At 37.7% G+C, this 14,929-nt stretch carries 12 protein-coding genes and 1 pseudogene; 12 read left to right on the plus strand and 1 reads right to left on the minus strand.

Annotated elements, in window-relative coordinates; genetic code table 11:
* From AC1DJR_RS05820 to AC1DJR_RS05855, 8 genes are all read left to right on the plus strand, one after another.
* Positions 1-1,308, plus strand: a 1,308-nt coding sequence (locus AC1DJR_RS05820) for a helix-hairpin-helix domain-containing protein (RefSeq protein WP_477002201.1), incomplete at its 5' end; no start/stop codon positions are given.
* Between the two features lie 133 nt (positions 1,309-1,441).
* Positions 1,442-2,650, plus strand: a complete 1,209-nt coding sequence (ystJ, locus tag AC1DJR_RS05825) for an NADP-dependent malic enzyme (protein WP_477002205.1) — start codon at positions 1,442-1,444, stop codon at positions 2,648-2,650.
* A 14-nt stretch (positions 2,651-2,664) separates the two neighbouring features.
* On the plus strand, positions 2,665-3,309 hold the full coding sequence (locus tag AC1DJR_RS05830) for a FadR/GntR family transcriptional regulator (RefSeq protein WP_429688049.1): 645 nt from the start codon (positions 2,665-2,667) through the stop codon (positions 3,307-3,309).
* Between the two features lie 185 nt (positions 3,310-3,494).
* A complete protein-coding gene (gene accD / locus AC1DJR_RS05835; protein WP_002015500.1) occupies positions 3,495-4,364 on the plus strand; it encodes an acetyl-CoA carboxylase, carboxyltransferase subunit beta in 870 nt (289 codons plus the stop codon).
* Positions 4,352-5,326: an acetyl-CoA carboxylase carboxyl transferase subunit alpha gene (accA, locus tag AC1DJR_RS05840; protein ID WP_000818787.1), complete on the plus strand. Its 975-nt coding sequence runs from the start codon at positions 4,352-4,354 to the stop codon at positions 5,324-5,326. Before accD ends, accA begins: the two co-directional genes overlap by 13 nt.
* Before the next feature lie 128 nt (positions 5,327-5,454).
* Positions 5,455-6,414 (plus strand): 6-phosphofructokinase, encoded by a 960-nt coding sequence (gene pfkA / locus AC1DJR_RS05845; protein ID WP_002034288.1) that lies wholly within the window; start codon positions 5,455-5,457, stop codon positions 6,412-6,414.
* Between the two features lie 53 nt (positions 6,415-6,467).
* Complete coding sequence (gene pyk / locus AC1DJR_RS05850; protein ID WP_477002202.1) at positions 6,468-8,225, plus strand: pyruvate kinase; 1,758 nt, start codon at positions 6,468-6,470, stop codon at positions 8,223-8,225.
* 230 nt (positions 8,226-8,455) lie between these two features.
* A complete protein-coding gene (locus AC1DJR_RS05855; RefSeq protein WP_002088939.1) occupies positions 8,456-8,845 on the plus strand; it encodes an FxsA family protein in 390 nt (129 codons plus the stop codon).
* A 475-nt stretch (positions 8,846-9,320) separates the two neighbouring features.
* Here the strand turns inward: AC1DJR_RS05855 and ytvI are convergent, their stop codons facing one another.
* Positions 9,321-10,439 carry a sporulation integral membrane protein YtvI gene (gene ytvI, locus AC1DJR_RS05860; RefSeq protein ID WP_002143350.1) on the minus strand — a complete coding sequence of 373 codons (1,119 nt, stop codon included), beginning with the start codon at positions 10,437-10,439 and terminating at the stop codon, positions 9,321-9,323.
* Between the two features lie 420 nt (positions 10,440-10,859).
* On the opposite strand from ytvI, the gene AC1DJR_RS05865 reads away from it, so the two are divergent.
* The 4 genes and pseudogenes from AC1DJR_RS05865 to mdh all read left to right on the plus strand — a co-directional run.
* Positions 10,860-11,321 (plus strand): DUF441 domain-containing protein, encoded by a 462-nt coding sequence (locus AC1DJR_RS05865; RefSeq protein ID WP_000625507.1) that lies wholly within the window; start codon positions 10,860-10,862, stop codon positions 11,319-11,321.
* A 386-nt stretch (positions 11,322-11,707) separates the two neighbouring features.
* A pseudogene (locus AC1DJR_RS05870) lies at positions 11,708-12,648 on the plus strand (citrate/2-methylcitrate synthase).
* A gap of 160 nt (positions 12,649-12,808) precedes the next feature.
* A complete protein-coding gene (gene icd, locus AC1DJR_RS05875) occupies positions 12,809-14,101 on the plus strand; it encodes an NADP-dependent isocitrate dehydrogenase (RefSeq protein WP_477002203.1) in 1,293 nt (430 codons plus the stop codon).
* Between the two features lie 19 nt (positions 14,102-14,120).
* On the plus strand, positions 14,121-14,929 hold an 809-nt coding region (gene mdh, locus AC1DJR_RS05880; protein ID WP_477002204.1), incomplete at its 3' end, for a malate dehydrogenase.

Here is a 14,929-nt window from a genome sequence, read left to right on the forward strand (position 1 = left end):
GATTTGCTGCGCCGTGCAGTGAGTAAAAAAAATCGTGATATTTTAGATCAAGAACGTAAGCATTTTGTTCAAGGTTGTTTGGAAAACGGATACGATGAGACATCTTCAGAACAAATTTATGATTTAATTGTAAGATTTGCGGATTACGGTTTTAACCGAAGTCACGCTGTAGCTTACAGTATGATCGGATATCAGCTTGCATATTTAAAAGCAAATTATACGCTGGAATTTATGACTGCGTTATTATCAAGTGCAATTGGAAATGAAGATAAGATTGTGCAGTATGTACGAGAAACGAAGCGRAAAGGTTTTCACGTTTTACCGCCGTCTCTTCAGAGAAGTGGTTACAACTTCCAAATAGAAGGGAATGCGATTCGATATAGTTTACTTTCGATTCGGAATATCGGAATGGCTACCGTGACGGCATTACTCGAAGAACGAGAGGAAAAAATGTTCGAAGATTTATTTGAGTTTTGTCTTCGTATGCCATCAAAATTTGTAACAGAGCGAAATTTAGAAGCGTTTGTCTGGTCTGGTTGTTTTGACGGTTTTGGTGTTTCGAGGACGACGTTATGGAGAAGTCTTAAAGGAGCGTTGGAGTATGCAAATCTTGCACGTGATTTTGATTTAGGGGATGCTGTTCCGAAATCAAAATACGTACAAGGAGAAGAGCTATCCTTTATTGAACAGTTAAATAAAGAGAAGGAAGCACTCGGTTTTTATTTATCTAGCTATCCGACAGCGCAGTATGCGGAGTTAGGAAAAGAATTAGAAATTCCATCTCTTGCTCAGGCGATGCGACATAAGAAAAAAGTACAAAGAGCGATCGTATATATAACAAGTGTGAAAGTTATTCGTACGAAAAAGTTGCAAAAGATGGCGTTTATTACATTCTGTGATCAAAATGATGAAATGGAAGCCGTTATTTTTCCAGAAACGTATATACATTTTTCGGACAGGTTACAAGAAGGTGCAATCGTTTTAGTTGATGGTACGATCGAGCAAAGAAATCATAAGTTGCAATGGATCGTGAATGGACTATATCCGCTAGAAGAAATGGATGTTTATGAAGGAATGAAAGAAGCGTCTGTTTACGTGAAATTGCCGTCTCAATATGAAAAAAAGCTTGTAAATCAAGTTACGAAAGTATTGTTTGATTATTCAGGTTTTACGAAAGTACTAATTTATTATGAAAAAGAACATAAAATGGTACAATTATCTCGAAGTTTATCGATTCATCCAAGTGAAGAATGTCTAGGAGCACTTCGTGAAATTGTCGGTGACGAAAATGTCGTTGTGAAAATATAATGGACAATTTCCCTACACTTCGATTATTATAGTAGTAGTGTTCGTGGTCAGACCACTTGGAGAAATTGATATCAGCAAGCATAATTTGAGGAGAGTGGATAGTTTGTCAACACTTCGTGAAGAAGCACTTCACATGCATAAAGTGCATCAAGGAAAATTAGAAACTGTATCAAAAGTAAAAGTAGAAAATGCAAAAGATTTAAGTCTTGCATATTCTCCAGGGGTTGCAGAGCCTTGTAAAGAAATTTATGACGATAAAAGTAAGGTATATGAATATACAATGAAGGGAAATATGGTAGCAGTTGTGACAGATGGAACAGCTGTACTTGGTCTTGGTAACATTGGACCTGAAGCATCTCTTCCAGTAATGGAAGGTAAAGCTGTATTATTCAAGAGCTTTGCTGGTGTAGATGCATTCCCAATTGCCTTAAATACAAACGATGTAGATAAAATTGTTGAAACTGTAAAATTAATGGAGCCAACTTTTGGCGGTGTAAACTTAGAAGACATCGCAGCACCAAACTGCTTCGTTATTGAAGAACGTTTGAAAAAAGAGACAAACATTCCAATATTCCATGATGATCAACACGGAACAGCTATCGTAACAGTAGCAGGCCTTGTGAACGCGCTGAAGTTAGTTGGAAAGAAAATGTCTGACATTAAAGTTGTCGCAAATGGTGCAGGTGCAGCAGGTATTGCAATCATTAAACTTTTATATCGCTATGGTGTACGTGACGTTATTATGTGTGACCGTAAAGGTGCAATCTATGAAGGTCGTCCTGTCGGTATGAATYCGGTGAAAGATGAAGTTGCAAAATATACAAATAAGAGTCGTATAGAAGGTTCTTTAGCTGACGTTTTACAAGGTGCGGACGTATTCATTGGTGTATCTGCAGCGGGTGCATTAACTGAAGAGATGGTTCGTACAATGAATGACGATGCAATTATTTTTGCAATGGCGAATCCGGTTCCAGAAATTATGCCAGAATTGGCAAAAGCAGCGGGCGCAGCTGTTGTTGGAACAGGTCGTTCTGACTTCCCGAACCAAGTAAATAATGTACTAGCGTTCCCAGGGATTTTCCGCGGTGCACTTGATGTACATGCGACACAAATTAATGAAGAAATGAAGATGGCAGCTGTACAGGCCATTGCAGAGCTTGTATCAGAGGATGAGTTGAATGCAGATCATATCATTCCAGCACCATTTGACGCGCGTGTAGCGCCTCAAGTAGCGGCTTACGTTGCGAAAGCAGCAATGGAGACAGGAGTAGCTCGCCGTCAAGTAGATCCAAATGAAGTCGCTGAGAAAACAAAACAATTAGCGCTGATTGGTAAAGAATAAGCGAGGAATTTCCATTGACATCATCAAATACAAAAGTATATCTCGAAATTGTAAAAAAAATCCGTTCCATTATGGAAGAGGATTGTTTAGTAGCAGGGGATCGTTTGCCATCTGAGCGTGAGTTAAGTTCACGCTTAAATGTTGGACGTTCCTCTGTAAGAGAAGCATTACGTGCGTTAGAACTGGTAGGATTAATTGAAACGAGACGTGGTGAGGGAACGTTTATTCGAAACTTTTACGATAACGGTCTTGTACAATTAATTGCTCCGTTCTTGCTGCAAGATGAGAAAACAATTCGTGATTTATTACAAACAAAACGATTGCTTGAGAAAGATATGATTCGACTTGTATGTAATTTACCGAAAGAAACGTTTTCTGAAGTACTAAGTAAATTACACCAAGTGCTTGAAGAAAACGAAAGCTCAATTCCGGTGCTTCATCAAGCGTTCTTTAAAACACTTATTGAACAATTCGATAATTATTTACTCTATCGCATTTGGATGATCGTAAATGATTACGTTGCAACTCTTTCTTGTGAAGTTTCAGGAGATTCTATCGAAATGTATAGAAAGCTTTATGCTACTTTGGAAGTGAAACAAGAAAATGATGCGTTAAAAATTTACGATGAATTAGTAGAGAATATACAGTTTCACTCGTAATGTATAAAATTTGTCGAAATGACCATGACACGTTATGACAAACATTCTACCGCATAGCGGTTAAAGTTAAACGTAAAGAGAGAGGTTATTAGACAGATTGAGAAGATAAGGCTAACATCAAACATTGGTGTTGGCCCCATTTTCTTCTTACGCTAACCTTAGCTCTCAACGAAGGGGGTCAAATTGTGCTAAGAGATTTATTCGTGAAAAAGAAAAAGTACGCTGCAATACCTTCAGAACAAGTACGAAAAGATGTACCAGATGGCGTTATGACAAAATGTCCGAAATGTAAAAAAATCATGTATACGAAAGAGCTTCTTAAAAATTTAAAAGTATGCGTGAATTGTGGATATCATCATCCGATGAATGCATGGGAACGCCTTGATAGTATATTGGACGAAGGTTCATTTCGTGAGTATGACAAAGAGATGGTTTCACTAAATCCACTTGAGTTTCCGGGATATGAAGAGAAACTAGAAAACGATCGTAAGAAGACTAAATTGAATGAAGCGGTTGTAACTGGTGAAGGAACAATTGATGACATGCTTGTTGTTGTTGCAGTAATGGATTCTCGTTTTCGAATGGGCAGCATGGGCTCTGTTGTAGGAGAGAAAATTGCCCGTGCGGTTGAAAAGGCATACGACTTACAAGTTCCATTTATTATCTTTACTGCGTCGGGTGGTGCTCGTATGCAAGAAGGGATATTAAGTTTAATGCAAATGGCAAAAACAAGCGTAGCTTTGAAAAAGCATAGTAATGCAGGAGGGTTATTTATTTCTGTTATGACTCACCCAACGACGGGCGGGGTTTCAGCGAGTTTCGCTTCACTTGGTGATTACAATCTTGCAGAGCCAGGTGCACTTATCGGATTTGCTGGTAGACGCGTAATTGAACAAACAGTGCGTGAGAAACTRCCGGAAGATTTCCAAACGGCAGAATTTTTACTAGAGCACGGTCAATTAGATGCGGTGGTGCATCGTGATGATATGAGAGAATCACTCCGTAAGATTTTAGAAGTTCATCAAGGGGGGGAAATGGCTGTATGGCAGAGCTAGAATTTGAGAAACCAGTTGTTGAGCTAAGAAATAAGATTCGTGAACTGAAAGACTATACGAAAAACAGCCAGATGGAYTTCAGTGAGGAGATTCGTATTTTGGAAGACAAGCTAGAAAAACTAGAGGAAGATATATACGGCAATATGAAAGTATGGGACCGTGTTCAAATTGCTCGTCATGCAGAACGACCGACAACGCTCGATTATATTGAGCACTTATTTACTAATTTTTTTGAATGTCATGGAGATCGCCTATTTGGCGACGATGCAGCGATTGTCGGCGGCATTGCGAAATATAAGGGGATGCCCGTAACTGTAATTGGGCACCAACGCGGAAAAGATACGAAAGAAAATATTCGTCGTAATTTTGGGATGCCTCATCCAGAAGGATATCGAAAAGCACTGCGTCTAATGAAACAAGCGGAAAAGTTTAATCGTCCCATTATTTGTTTCATCGATACGAAGGGAGCTTATCCTGGTAAAGCAGCTGAAGAACGTGGACAAAGTGAGGCAATTGCCCGTAATTTATTTGAAATGGCGGGTTTAACTGTACCTGTTATTTGTATCGTTATCGGTGAAGGTGGTAGCGGTGGTGCGTTAGGTCTTGGAGTAGGAGATTACATTCATATGCTGGAAAATTCCACTTATTCTGTTATTACACCAGAGGGTGCGGCGGCGATTCTTTGGAAAGATGCTGGTAAAGCAAAAGAAGCTGCAGAAGCGATGAAAATTACAGCATTAGATTTGAAAGAATTAGGTGTAATTGACGAAATTATTCCAGAGGCAAAAGGCGGAGCACATCGTAATGTTTTGAAACAATCAGAAAATATAGATTTAATGCTTAAGAAAACTTTTGAACAATTAAGCGGAATTTCGAAAGATGAATTAATCGAAAAACGTTATGAAAAATATATGAAAATTGGGCAAGTTTCGTTTTCAAACGCTTCCATTGGGATAAAATAAGAAAAGCGTGCGTTCCTCTTCGCGAATGCACGTTTTTATTATGAAAAGACACATCTTCTCCATTGTGTTTTTGTATTTTTTCGTGTTATTTTATTATAAGGCAAATAATCTTTATGAGGTGAGTACAAATGAAACGTATTGGTGTATTAACAAGTGGTGGAGATTCACCTGGTATGAATGCTGCCATTCGTGCAGTTGTTCGTAAAGCGATTTTCCATGATATTGAAGTATATGGTATTTACCATGGATACGCTGGTTTAATTTCTGGTCATATTGAAAAATTAGAACTTGGTTCTGTTGGCGATATTATCCACCGTGGTGGTACAAAATTATATACAGCAAGATGTCCTGAGTTTAAAGACCCAGAAGTACGACTAAAAGGAATCGAGCAATTAAAGAAACATGGTATTGAAGGACTTGTCGTTATTGGTGGAGATGGTTCGTACCAAGGCGCAAAAAAATTAACTGAGCAAGGATTCCCATGTGTAGGTGTACCAGGTACAATCGACAATGATATCCCTGGAACAGACTTCACAATTGGTTTTGATACAGCTTTAAATACTGTTATCGATGCAATTGATAAAATCCGTGATACAGCTACATCTCATGAACGTACATATGTTATCGAAGTAATGGGACGTCACGCTGGAGATATCGCATTATGGGCTGGTTTAGCTGATGGTGCAGAAACTATCTTAATTCCAGAAGAAAAGTATGACATGGAAGATGTTATCGCTCGTCTGAAACGCGGTAGTGAACGTGGTAAAAAGCACAGTATTATCGTTGTAGCTGAAGGTGTTGGAAGTGCAATTGACATTGGTAAGCACATTGAAGAAGCAACAAGCTTTGATACTCGTGTAACTGTATTAGGTCACGTACAACGTGGTGGATCACCAAGTGCACAAGACCGTGTATTAGCTAGTCGTCTTGGCGCAAGAGCAGTTGAATTRTTAATTGCTGGTAATGGYGGACGTTGTGTTGGTATTCAAAATAATAAACTGGTTGATCATGACATTATCGAAGCGTTAGCTCAAAAGCATACAATCGATAAAGATATGTATCAATTATCTAAAGAATTATCTATCTAATCGGCTTAATGCCTTGTATTTGGGAACGGTTTCATAATTTTCGGAGGTGCAATATGCGTAAAACTAAAATTGTATGTACTATAGGTCCTGCTAGTGAAAGTATTGAGAAATTAGAGCAATTAATGGAAGCGGGTATGAACGTTGCTCGTTTAAACTTCTCTCATGGTAGCCATGAAGAGCATGGAGCTCGTATTAAAAATATTCGTGAAGCTTCAAAGAAAACTGGTAAAACAGTTGGTATTTTACTTGATACAAAAGGTCCAGAAATCCGTACACATGACTTCGTAGACGGACAAGCTGAGCTTGTAACAGGTGCAGAAGTAATTCTTTCTACTGAACAAGTATTAGGAACTGCAGAGAAGTTCTCTGTATCTTATGCTGGTCTTTATGATGATGTTGATCCAGGCTCTCGTATTCTAATCGATGACGGTCTTATCGAACTAGAAGTAATCGAGAAAGCTGACGGAAACATCCGTACAAAAGTATTAAACAGCGGAACTGTAAAAAATAAAAAAGGTGTTAACGTACCAAACGTAAGCATTAAGCTTCCAGGTATCACTGAAAAAGACGTGCAAGATATCGTTTTCGGTATCGAGCAAAAAGTTGATTTCATCGCAGCATCTTTCGTACGTAAAGCATCTGATGTATTAGAAATTCGTGAATTATTAGAAGGGCATAACGCTCAATACATCCAAATCGTACCAAAAATCGAAAACCAAGAAGGTATCGACAACATCGATTCAATCTTAGAAGTTTCTGACGGTTTAATGGTTGCTCGTGGTGATATGGGTGTAGAAATTCCACCAGAAGAAGTACCATTAGTACAAAAACGTCTAATCAAAAAATGTAACGTATTAGGCAAACCAGTTATTACTGCAACACAAATGTTAGATTCTATGCAACGTAACCCACGTCCAACTCGTGCGGAAGCAAGTGACGTAGCAAACGCAATCTTTGATGGAACAGATGCAATCATGCTTTCAGGTGAAACTGCAGCGGGTCAATACCCAGTAGAATCAGTAACAATGATGGCTAACATTGCGGTACGTGTTGAAAAATCATTACAATATGAAGATATGTTCAAAAAACGTATTAAAGAGTTCACACCAACAATTACAGATGCAATTAGCCAATCTGTTGCGCACACAGCACTTGCTCTTGATGTAGCTGCAATCGTAGCTCCAACAGAAAGTGGACATACTGCGAAAATGATCTCTAAATACCGTCCAAAATCTCCAATCGTAGCTGTAACATCTGACGAGCAAGTAGGACGTCGTCTTGCACTTGTTTGGGGTGTWCAAGCRTTTATGKCTGRRAAACGTGCAGCTTCTACTGACGAAATGTTAGATACAGCAATTCAAACAGGTATGGATGCAGGTCTAATCGGACTTGGAGACACTGTAGTAATCACTGCTGGTGTTCCAGTTGCTGAAACTGGTACAACAAACTTAATGAAAATCCACGTTGTTGGTGAAAAAGTTGCTAAAGGGCAAGGAATCGGTCGTAAATCTGCAAAAGGTAAAGTAGTTGTAGCGAAAACAGCTGCTGAAGCTGTAGCGAACGTAAACAAAGGTGATATCCTTGTTACGACAAGCACAGATAAAGATATGATTCCTGCAATTGAAAAAGCTGCTGCTCTAGTTGTAGAAGAAGGCGGTCTAACAAGCCATGCAGCTGTTGTAGGTGTATCAATCGGTATTCCTGTTATCGTTGGTGTAAACGGCGTAACAACAACTTTAAAAAATGGCCAAGAAGTAACAGTTGATGCAGCACGCGGAATTGTTTATAATGGACATGCGGAAGTGCTATAAGAAGTAATACGGAGAGAAGGATCGGAGTCCTTCTCTTTTTTTTACACAAAAAAGGATAGAGATAGCTTTAAATACCTGAAATCGCTTTGAAAAACGTTTAGTATAATGTTTAGTGGAGAGGGTTGTTTGTCCTTTGTGAAGCTTGTATGAGCGTTTTAAGGGGCTTATAAGGGGGTTTGCAAGGGTGGTACTTTCAAACCTTTTAAATGAAATATGAAGGAGTGCGAGCTATGAAGTGGTTACTGTTCTTACTTATTTTAGTGCCGGCGATTGAGATTACGGTGTTAATAGGATCGAGTCATGTAATAGGTTTATGGTCTACGTTCGCTATGATTGTATTTACGGGTATTGTGGGTGTATATTTGGCGAAACGACAAGGGTTTAAAGTACTTAGAGAGATTCAATTTAGGTTAAATAGAGGAGAAATGCCGGGTGATGCGGTTCTAGATGGTATTTTTATATTCGTAGGAGGTATTCTTTTAGTACTGCCTGGATATGTGACGGATATAATAGGTTTTATCTTTGTTGTTCCTATAACGAGGGCTTTATTGAAGCCGGCTGTTATGAAGTGGATTGATTGGAAATTTAGAAAGAGAACTACTATTATTGTTCAGAAGTAACGCGTAGATTATAGCGATCTACGCGTTATTTTTTTATTTGCTATTTATAGTCAATTGTTAGCTTCCTGCTCGGGTTGGATTTTTGTTAGTTATTAAATGATAGGATGCAGAGGGTTCTTGTGAATGAAAAGTGTTACGTTAGGATGATGTTTTTTGCTTGTAGTAAGATTCGACTAGTGAGCAGAAGTTAGACAGGAAAAGAAAAATTACTGATTAAAGGGTTCATCTGCCTTGTTTTGTATATTTATTCATTTACATAAAAAGCAATAAATGTAAGTAATAATTATAAAGTATATAGAATAAAAATGTATTTTTTGCCCTAAAATATGCGTTTTTATGCAAAAAAATAAGAGGATTATCCTTTTTTAGGAAATTCTCTTATAGATGTAGGTAGTACAAAAAAGTACAGTGAATAATCAGTGGGAATTTCCCACTGATTACAGTTAATTTTTTATTGTGTATGAATTAGGAAATATTATTTTGATGGTGAACCCTTAATGAATTTCCATAAGTCGTGGAATACATGAGCTTTGTGTAATGTATTAAGTAGTACTAATATGACTGGACCGATGATTAATCCTAAAAAACCAAAGAGCTTAAAGCCGACAAATAGAGCGATGAGTGTCGCTAATGGATCTAGTCCAATATTAGATGAAAGTACTTTTGGCTCCATGATTTGTCTTTGGACAATCACGACGATGTATAGGATGAGAAGACCGATGGCGAATGCAGTATCGCCTGTGAAAAATACGTATATAACCCAAGGAACGAAGACGGCTCCAGTTCCTAAATACGGGAGTAAATCTACAACCCCTGTAATAATCGCGATAGTAATTGCGTATGGCACGCGTAATATTAAAAGGCCGATTAGTACAATGATAGTTGTCATAGATACGAGTGTAAGTTGCGCTTTAACAAAACCAAACAAAGCTTTTCTTAAATCGACAAAAATAGTTTTTCCGTATCCATGCAAACGATTAGGTAGAAGTTTTCTTACTTTATGAGCAAGACGGTGCCAATCGTAACTAATGAAGAAGGTGGCTAATAAGACGAAGACAAGGACAGTTAAAGTTGTTGGTAATGCACTAATGAAATTTGTTAACCCACTTATAATGGCGGTTAAAAGTTCTTTCATTTGTGTCGTTGCTTCGGTGCCTAAGTTTTGAATGTTTTGTGTAATAGTGTATCGCTGTGGTTCTCCGAGATGATTAAATTTAGAGATTAAATCATCATAGAGAGGCATAATATGATTAAGTGCAAATTGTTGGGCGAATGCAACGATATCTGGAAACTTAACTGTAACAATTTGTAGTAAGTACGTTGTGGCAGATATTGCTTCAGTTACAAGGTATGTAACAAGTCCAACGATAGCTCCGAATACGAGAATTAAGCTAACGAGTACCGCTAATGCGCGAGGGAATTGTAGTTTTTGATTAAGGAAATTGACGACAGGATTAATCAAATAAGCGAATGCAAAAGCGATAATAAAAGGGTAGATAAGGCCTGACATGTACAGCAATGCATAGAACCCAACTACCGTTGCTACAATGACAAACATGAGTCGTAATATCATATATAGTAAGTTTCGGTTCAAAGATGTATACCTCCCATTCCAATTTGGATTATCCTAATTCGTTCAACTTATAACTAGTGAGATTCACTGATCAAAGTTTCACTTTATGTTATAGTGGAATGATGGATTTTTCCTGCTTTTTCAATATATGAGTGACCGGAAAAGCTTGGTGTTGATGCTTCTACTATATGGTAAAAACTTCATTTTCTCTTCTTTTTATTTTACCTGTTTCTTAATAGAAAAGAAAGGAGAGACGACCGTTTTTAAAAATGTATACATGCTTAAATTTTTGATGGTTAGAGTTTCAGTTTGTCATTTTAAAATATGAAAAAAATGAAGTGGTTATTGTTGCATATACATCGATATAGCATGTATAACGATARGTTTAAAGGTATTTTTGTTTGGAAGYGAGTTCATTATTTTCAGAAAGGAAGTGCAAACATGATTAGTCAGTCAACGTTATTTTTATTCATACTACTTATTATAGGACTTATTGCTAAAAACCAATCGCTTACTGTAGCTATTGGAGTGTTATTCTTATTGAAATTTACGTTTTTAGGAGATAAAGTCTTTCCTTATCTACAAACGAAAGGGATTAACCTTGGTGTAACAGTCATTACAATAGCAGTGCTCGTACCGATTGCGACAGGGGAAATAGGCTTTAAACAACTCGGAGAAGCAGCGAAATCGTATTATGCATGGATTGCTTTAGCCTCAGGTGTGGCGGTCGCTTTGTTAGCGAAAGGCGGCGTACAATTATTGACGACGGACCCACATATTACAACCGCACTTGTTTTTGGGACAATTATAGCTGTAGCTTTATTTAATGGAGTCGCTGTAGGTCCATTAATTGGGGCTGGAATTGCCTACGCAGTTATGAGTATTATACAGATGTTTAAATAAGGAATTTTATAGTAATATAAAATTTTTGAATTCTTTCTGTTCACAAAAGTCAGATAATTGTTTATAATAGGATTAGAAACTTTGAAAAGTTACATAACAGCAGAGACTTTACACCAGATAAAATAAAAACAACATAAAACAATTTTATAATGATATTGTTTTATGTTGTTTTTATCATAAACTCTTCGGAATTCATTTTCCTCACTAACTTGTTGTTCTGAGCGTGAGGATTCGGGGAGACATTCACGCTCATGCTTTCCATGTAAGCAATGGACAATAAGAGGGGAACATCGCAATAAATTTGCATGAACGTGCATTTTGCTTGCCTAAAGAGTGAACGAGCGTTCATAATTTATAAGGGGAGCAAATAGATATAAGGAGCAAGGTTGGGAGAATTTTCAGGAAAAGGAGAGAATGTCATGACTGTTATTCGAGGTTTAGAAGGGGTAGTAGCAACAACATCATCTGTGAGCTCTATTATTGATGATACATTAACTTATGTTGGGTATAATATTGATGATTTAGCTGAGAATGCTACGTTCGAAGAGGTAGTGTACTTATTATGGCACCGCAAGCTTCCTAACGAAAAAGAACTAGCGGAATTTAGTGGAACAGTATCTGAATACTATAAAGTACCAGGTGAGATTTTAACATATTTGAAACAAGTAGATTTAAAAATCGCGCACCCGATGTCGGTTTTACGAACTGCGATTTCCATGCTATCATTATATGATGAGAGCGCTGAAATAATGGATGGAAAGTCTAATTATTTGAAAGCGGTTAAATTACAGGCTCAAGTCGGAACTTTAATTGCGGCTTATGCAAGAATTCGTAAAGGGTTAGATGATTAAAAGGTCCTCTTCACGGCGGGGCAAATGAAAATGTAATGAAGATGTTAACTGAAATTGGCGAAGAAGAAAATGTAGAATCATATATTCATAATGCTCTTCAAAATAAAGTGAAAATTATGGGATTTGGTCATCGCGTATATGAGCATGGTGATCCACGCGCGAAACACTTACGCGAAATGTCTAAGAGATTATGCGTGCTTTTAGGAGAAGACAAATGGTATAATATGTCTATCAAAATTGAAGACATTGTAACAAAAGAAAAAGGTCTTCCACCAAATGTTGATTTCTATTCAGCTTCTGTATACCATTGTTTAGGAATTGACCATGACTTATTTACACCTATCTTTGCAATTAGCCGTATGTCAGGCTGGTTAGCTCATATTCTAGAACAATATGAAAACAACCGTTTAATCCGTCCGCGTGCTGATTATGATGGACCGACACATCAAGTGTACGTTCCGCTAGCGCAACGATAAGCGAAAAACACTATTTTGATAGTGAAAATACGCTTTCAAAAGTCTGATTTTTTTGGGAAGATGTAATGATTAGAATATTTAAATTTGACTAACGGTTTGAACTGAGGGGTTATTCCCTCAGTTTCATACATATGAAATTTCAAACATGGGGGTTATCACATTGACGACAGGTGAAAAAATTACTGTAACTAATGGTGTTATGAATGTACCAAACAATCCGATTATTCCATTTATCGAAGGAGATGGAATTGGTCCTGATATTTGGGCTGCAGCATCTCGCGTAATAGAAGCAGCAGTTGAAAAAGCTTATGATGGTGAGAAGAAAATCGTTTGGAAAGAAGTGCTTGCAGGGGAAAAAGCATTCAACCAAATAGGCGAGTGGTTACCAGAAGAGACTTTAAATTTAATTCGTGAATATTTAATCGCAATTAAAGGTCCACTTACAACTCCAGTTGGTGGTGGTATTCGTTCTCTAAACGTTGCGCTTCGTCAAGAATTAGATTTATATGTATGTCTACGTCCAGTTCGTTACTTTGAAGGTGTTCCTTCACCTGTAAAACGTCCGGAAGATACTGATATGGTTATTTTCCGTGAAAATACAGAAGACATTTACGCTGGAATTGAATATGCACAAGGTTCTCCAGAAGCAGAAAAAGTTCTTGCTTTCTTAAAAGAAGCAATGGGTGTTAATAAAATCCGCTTCCCAGAAACATCAGGGATTGGTATTAAACCAATTTCAGAGGAAGGGACAAAGCGTCTTGTTCGCGCTGCAATTCAATATGCAATTAACGAAAAACGCTCTTCTGTTACATTAGTTCATAAAGGAAACATTATGAAATTTACAGAAGGTGCTTTCAAAAACTGGGGTTACGAAGTAGCGGAACAAGAATTCGGCGACAAAGTATTTACTTGGGCTGAATATGATCGTATCGTTGAAAAAGATGGTAAAGATGCAGCGAATAAAGCGATGGCAGACGCAGAAGTGGCTGGGAAAATCATCGTAAAAGATTCTATTGCAGATATCTTCTTACAACAAATTTTAACTCGTCCACGTGAGTTCGATGTTGTTGCAACAATGAACTTAAATGGAGACTACATCTCTGATGCACTTGCTGCACAAGTAGGTGGAATTGGTATTGCACCTGGTGCAAACATTAACTATGTGACTGGACATGCTATCTTTGAAGCTACACATGGTACAGCTCCAAAATATGCAGGTTTAGATAAAGTAAACCCATCTTCAGTTCTTCTTTCAGGTGTATTATTATTAGAGCACTTAGGATGGAACGAAGCTGCGAATTTAGTAACTGATTCAGTTGAGAAAACAATTGAATCAAAAGTAGTAACTTATGATTTCGCGCGCTTAATGGAAGGTGCAACAGAAGTAAAATGTTCTGAGTTTGCTAATGAACTTATTAAAAACATGGATGTAGCGATAATCAAAAACGCATAATTAAAGCGGGGGGTAAATTATGACAATCAAACGCAAGAAAGTTTCAGTCATCGGTGCAGGATTTACAGGAGCAACAACAGCATTCTTATTAGCACAAAAAGAACTTGCAGATGTTGTATTAGTGGACATTCCACAGCTGGAAAATCCAACAAAAGGGAAAGCGTTAGATATGTTAGAAGCGAGCCCAGTACAAGGTTTTGATGCTAACATTATTGGTACATCTGATTACGCAGATACTGCTGATTCTGACGTTGTCGTTATTACAGCAGGTATTGCGCGTAAGCCTGGTATGAGCCGTGATGACTTAGTAGCAACAAACTCTAAAATTATGAAAAGTATTACGCGCGACATTGCAAAACATTCACCAAATGCGATTATTCTTGTATTAACAAATCCAGTTGATGCAATGACATATTCTGTATTTAAAGAAGCAGGATTCCCGAAAGAGCGTGTTATCGGTCAATCGGGCGTATTAGATACAGCTCGTTTCCGTACATTTATTTCACAAGAGTTAAACCTTTCTGTGAAAGACATTACAGGATTTGTTCTTGGTGGACATGGTGACGATATGGTACCTCTTGTACGCTATTCCTATGCAGGTGGCATTCCGTTAGAAACATTAATTCCAAAAGAGCGTTTAGAAGCAATCGTAGAACGTACACGTAAAGGTGGCGGTGAGATTGTAGGCTTATTAGGAAACGGTAGTGCATATTACGCACCAGCAGCTTCTTTAGTTGAAATGACAGAAGCRATMTTRAAAGATCAACGCCGTGTATTACCRGCTATTGCGTACCTTGAAGGTGAATATGGTTATAGTGACCTTTACTT

The sequence above is a fragment of the Bacillus sp. 05T31 genome, assembly GCF_056396725.1.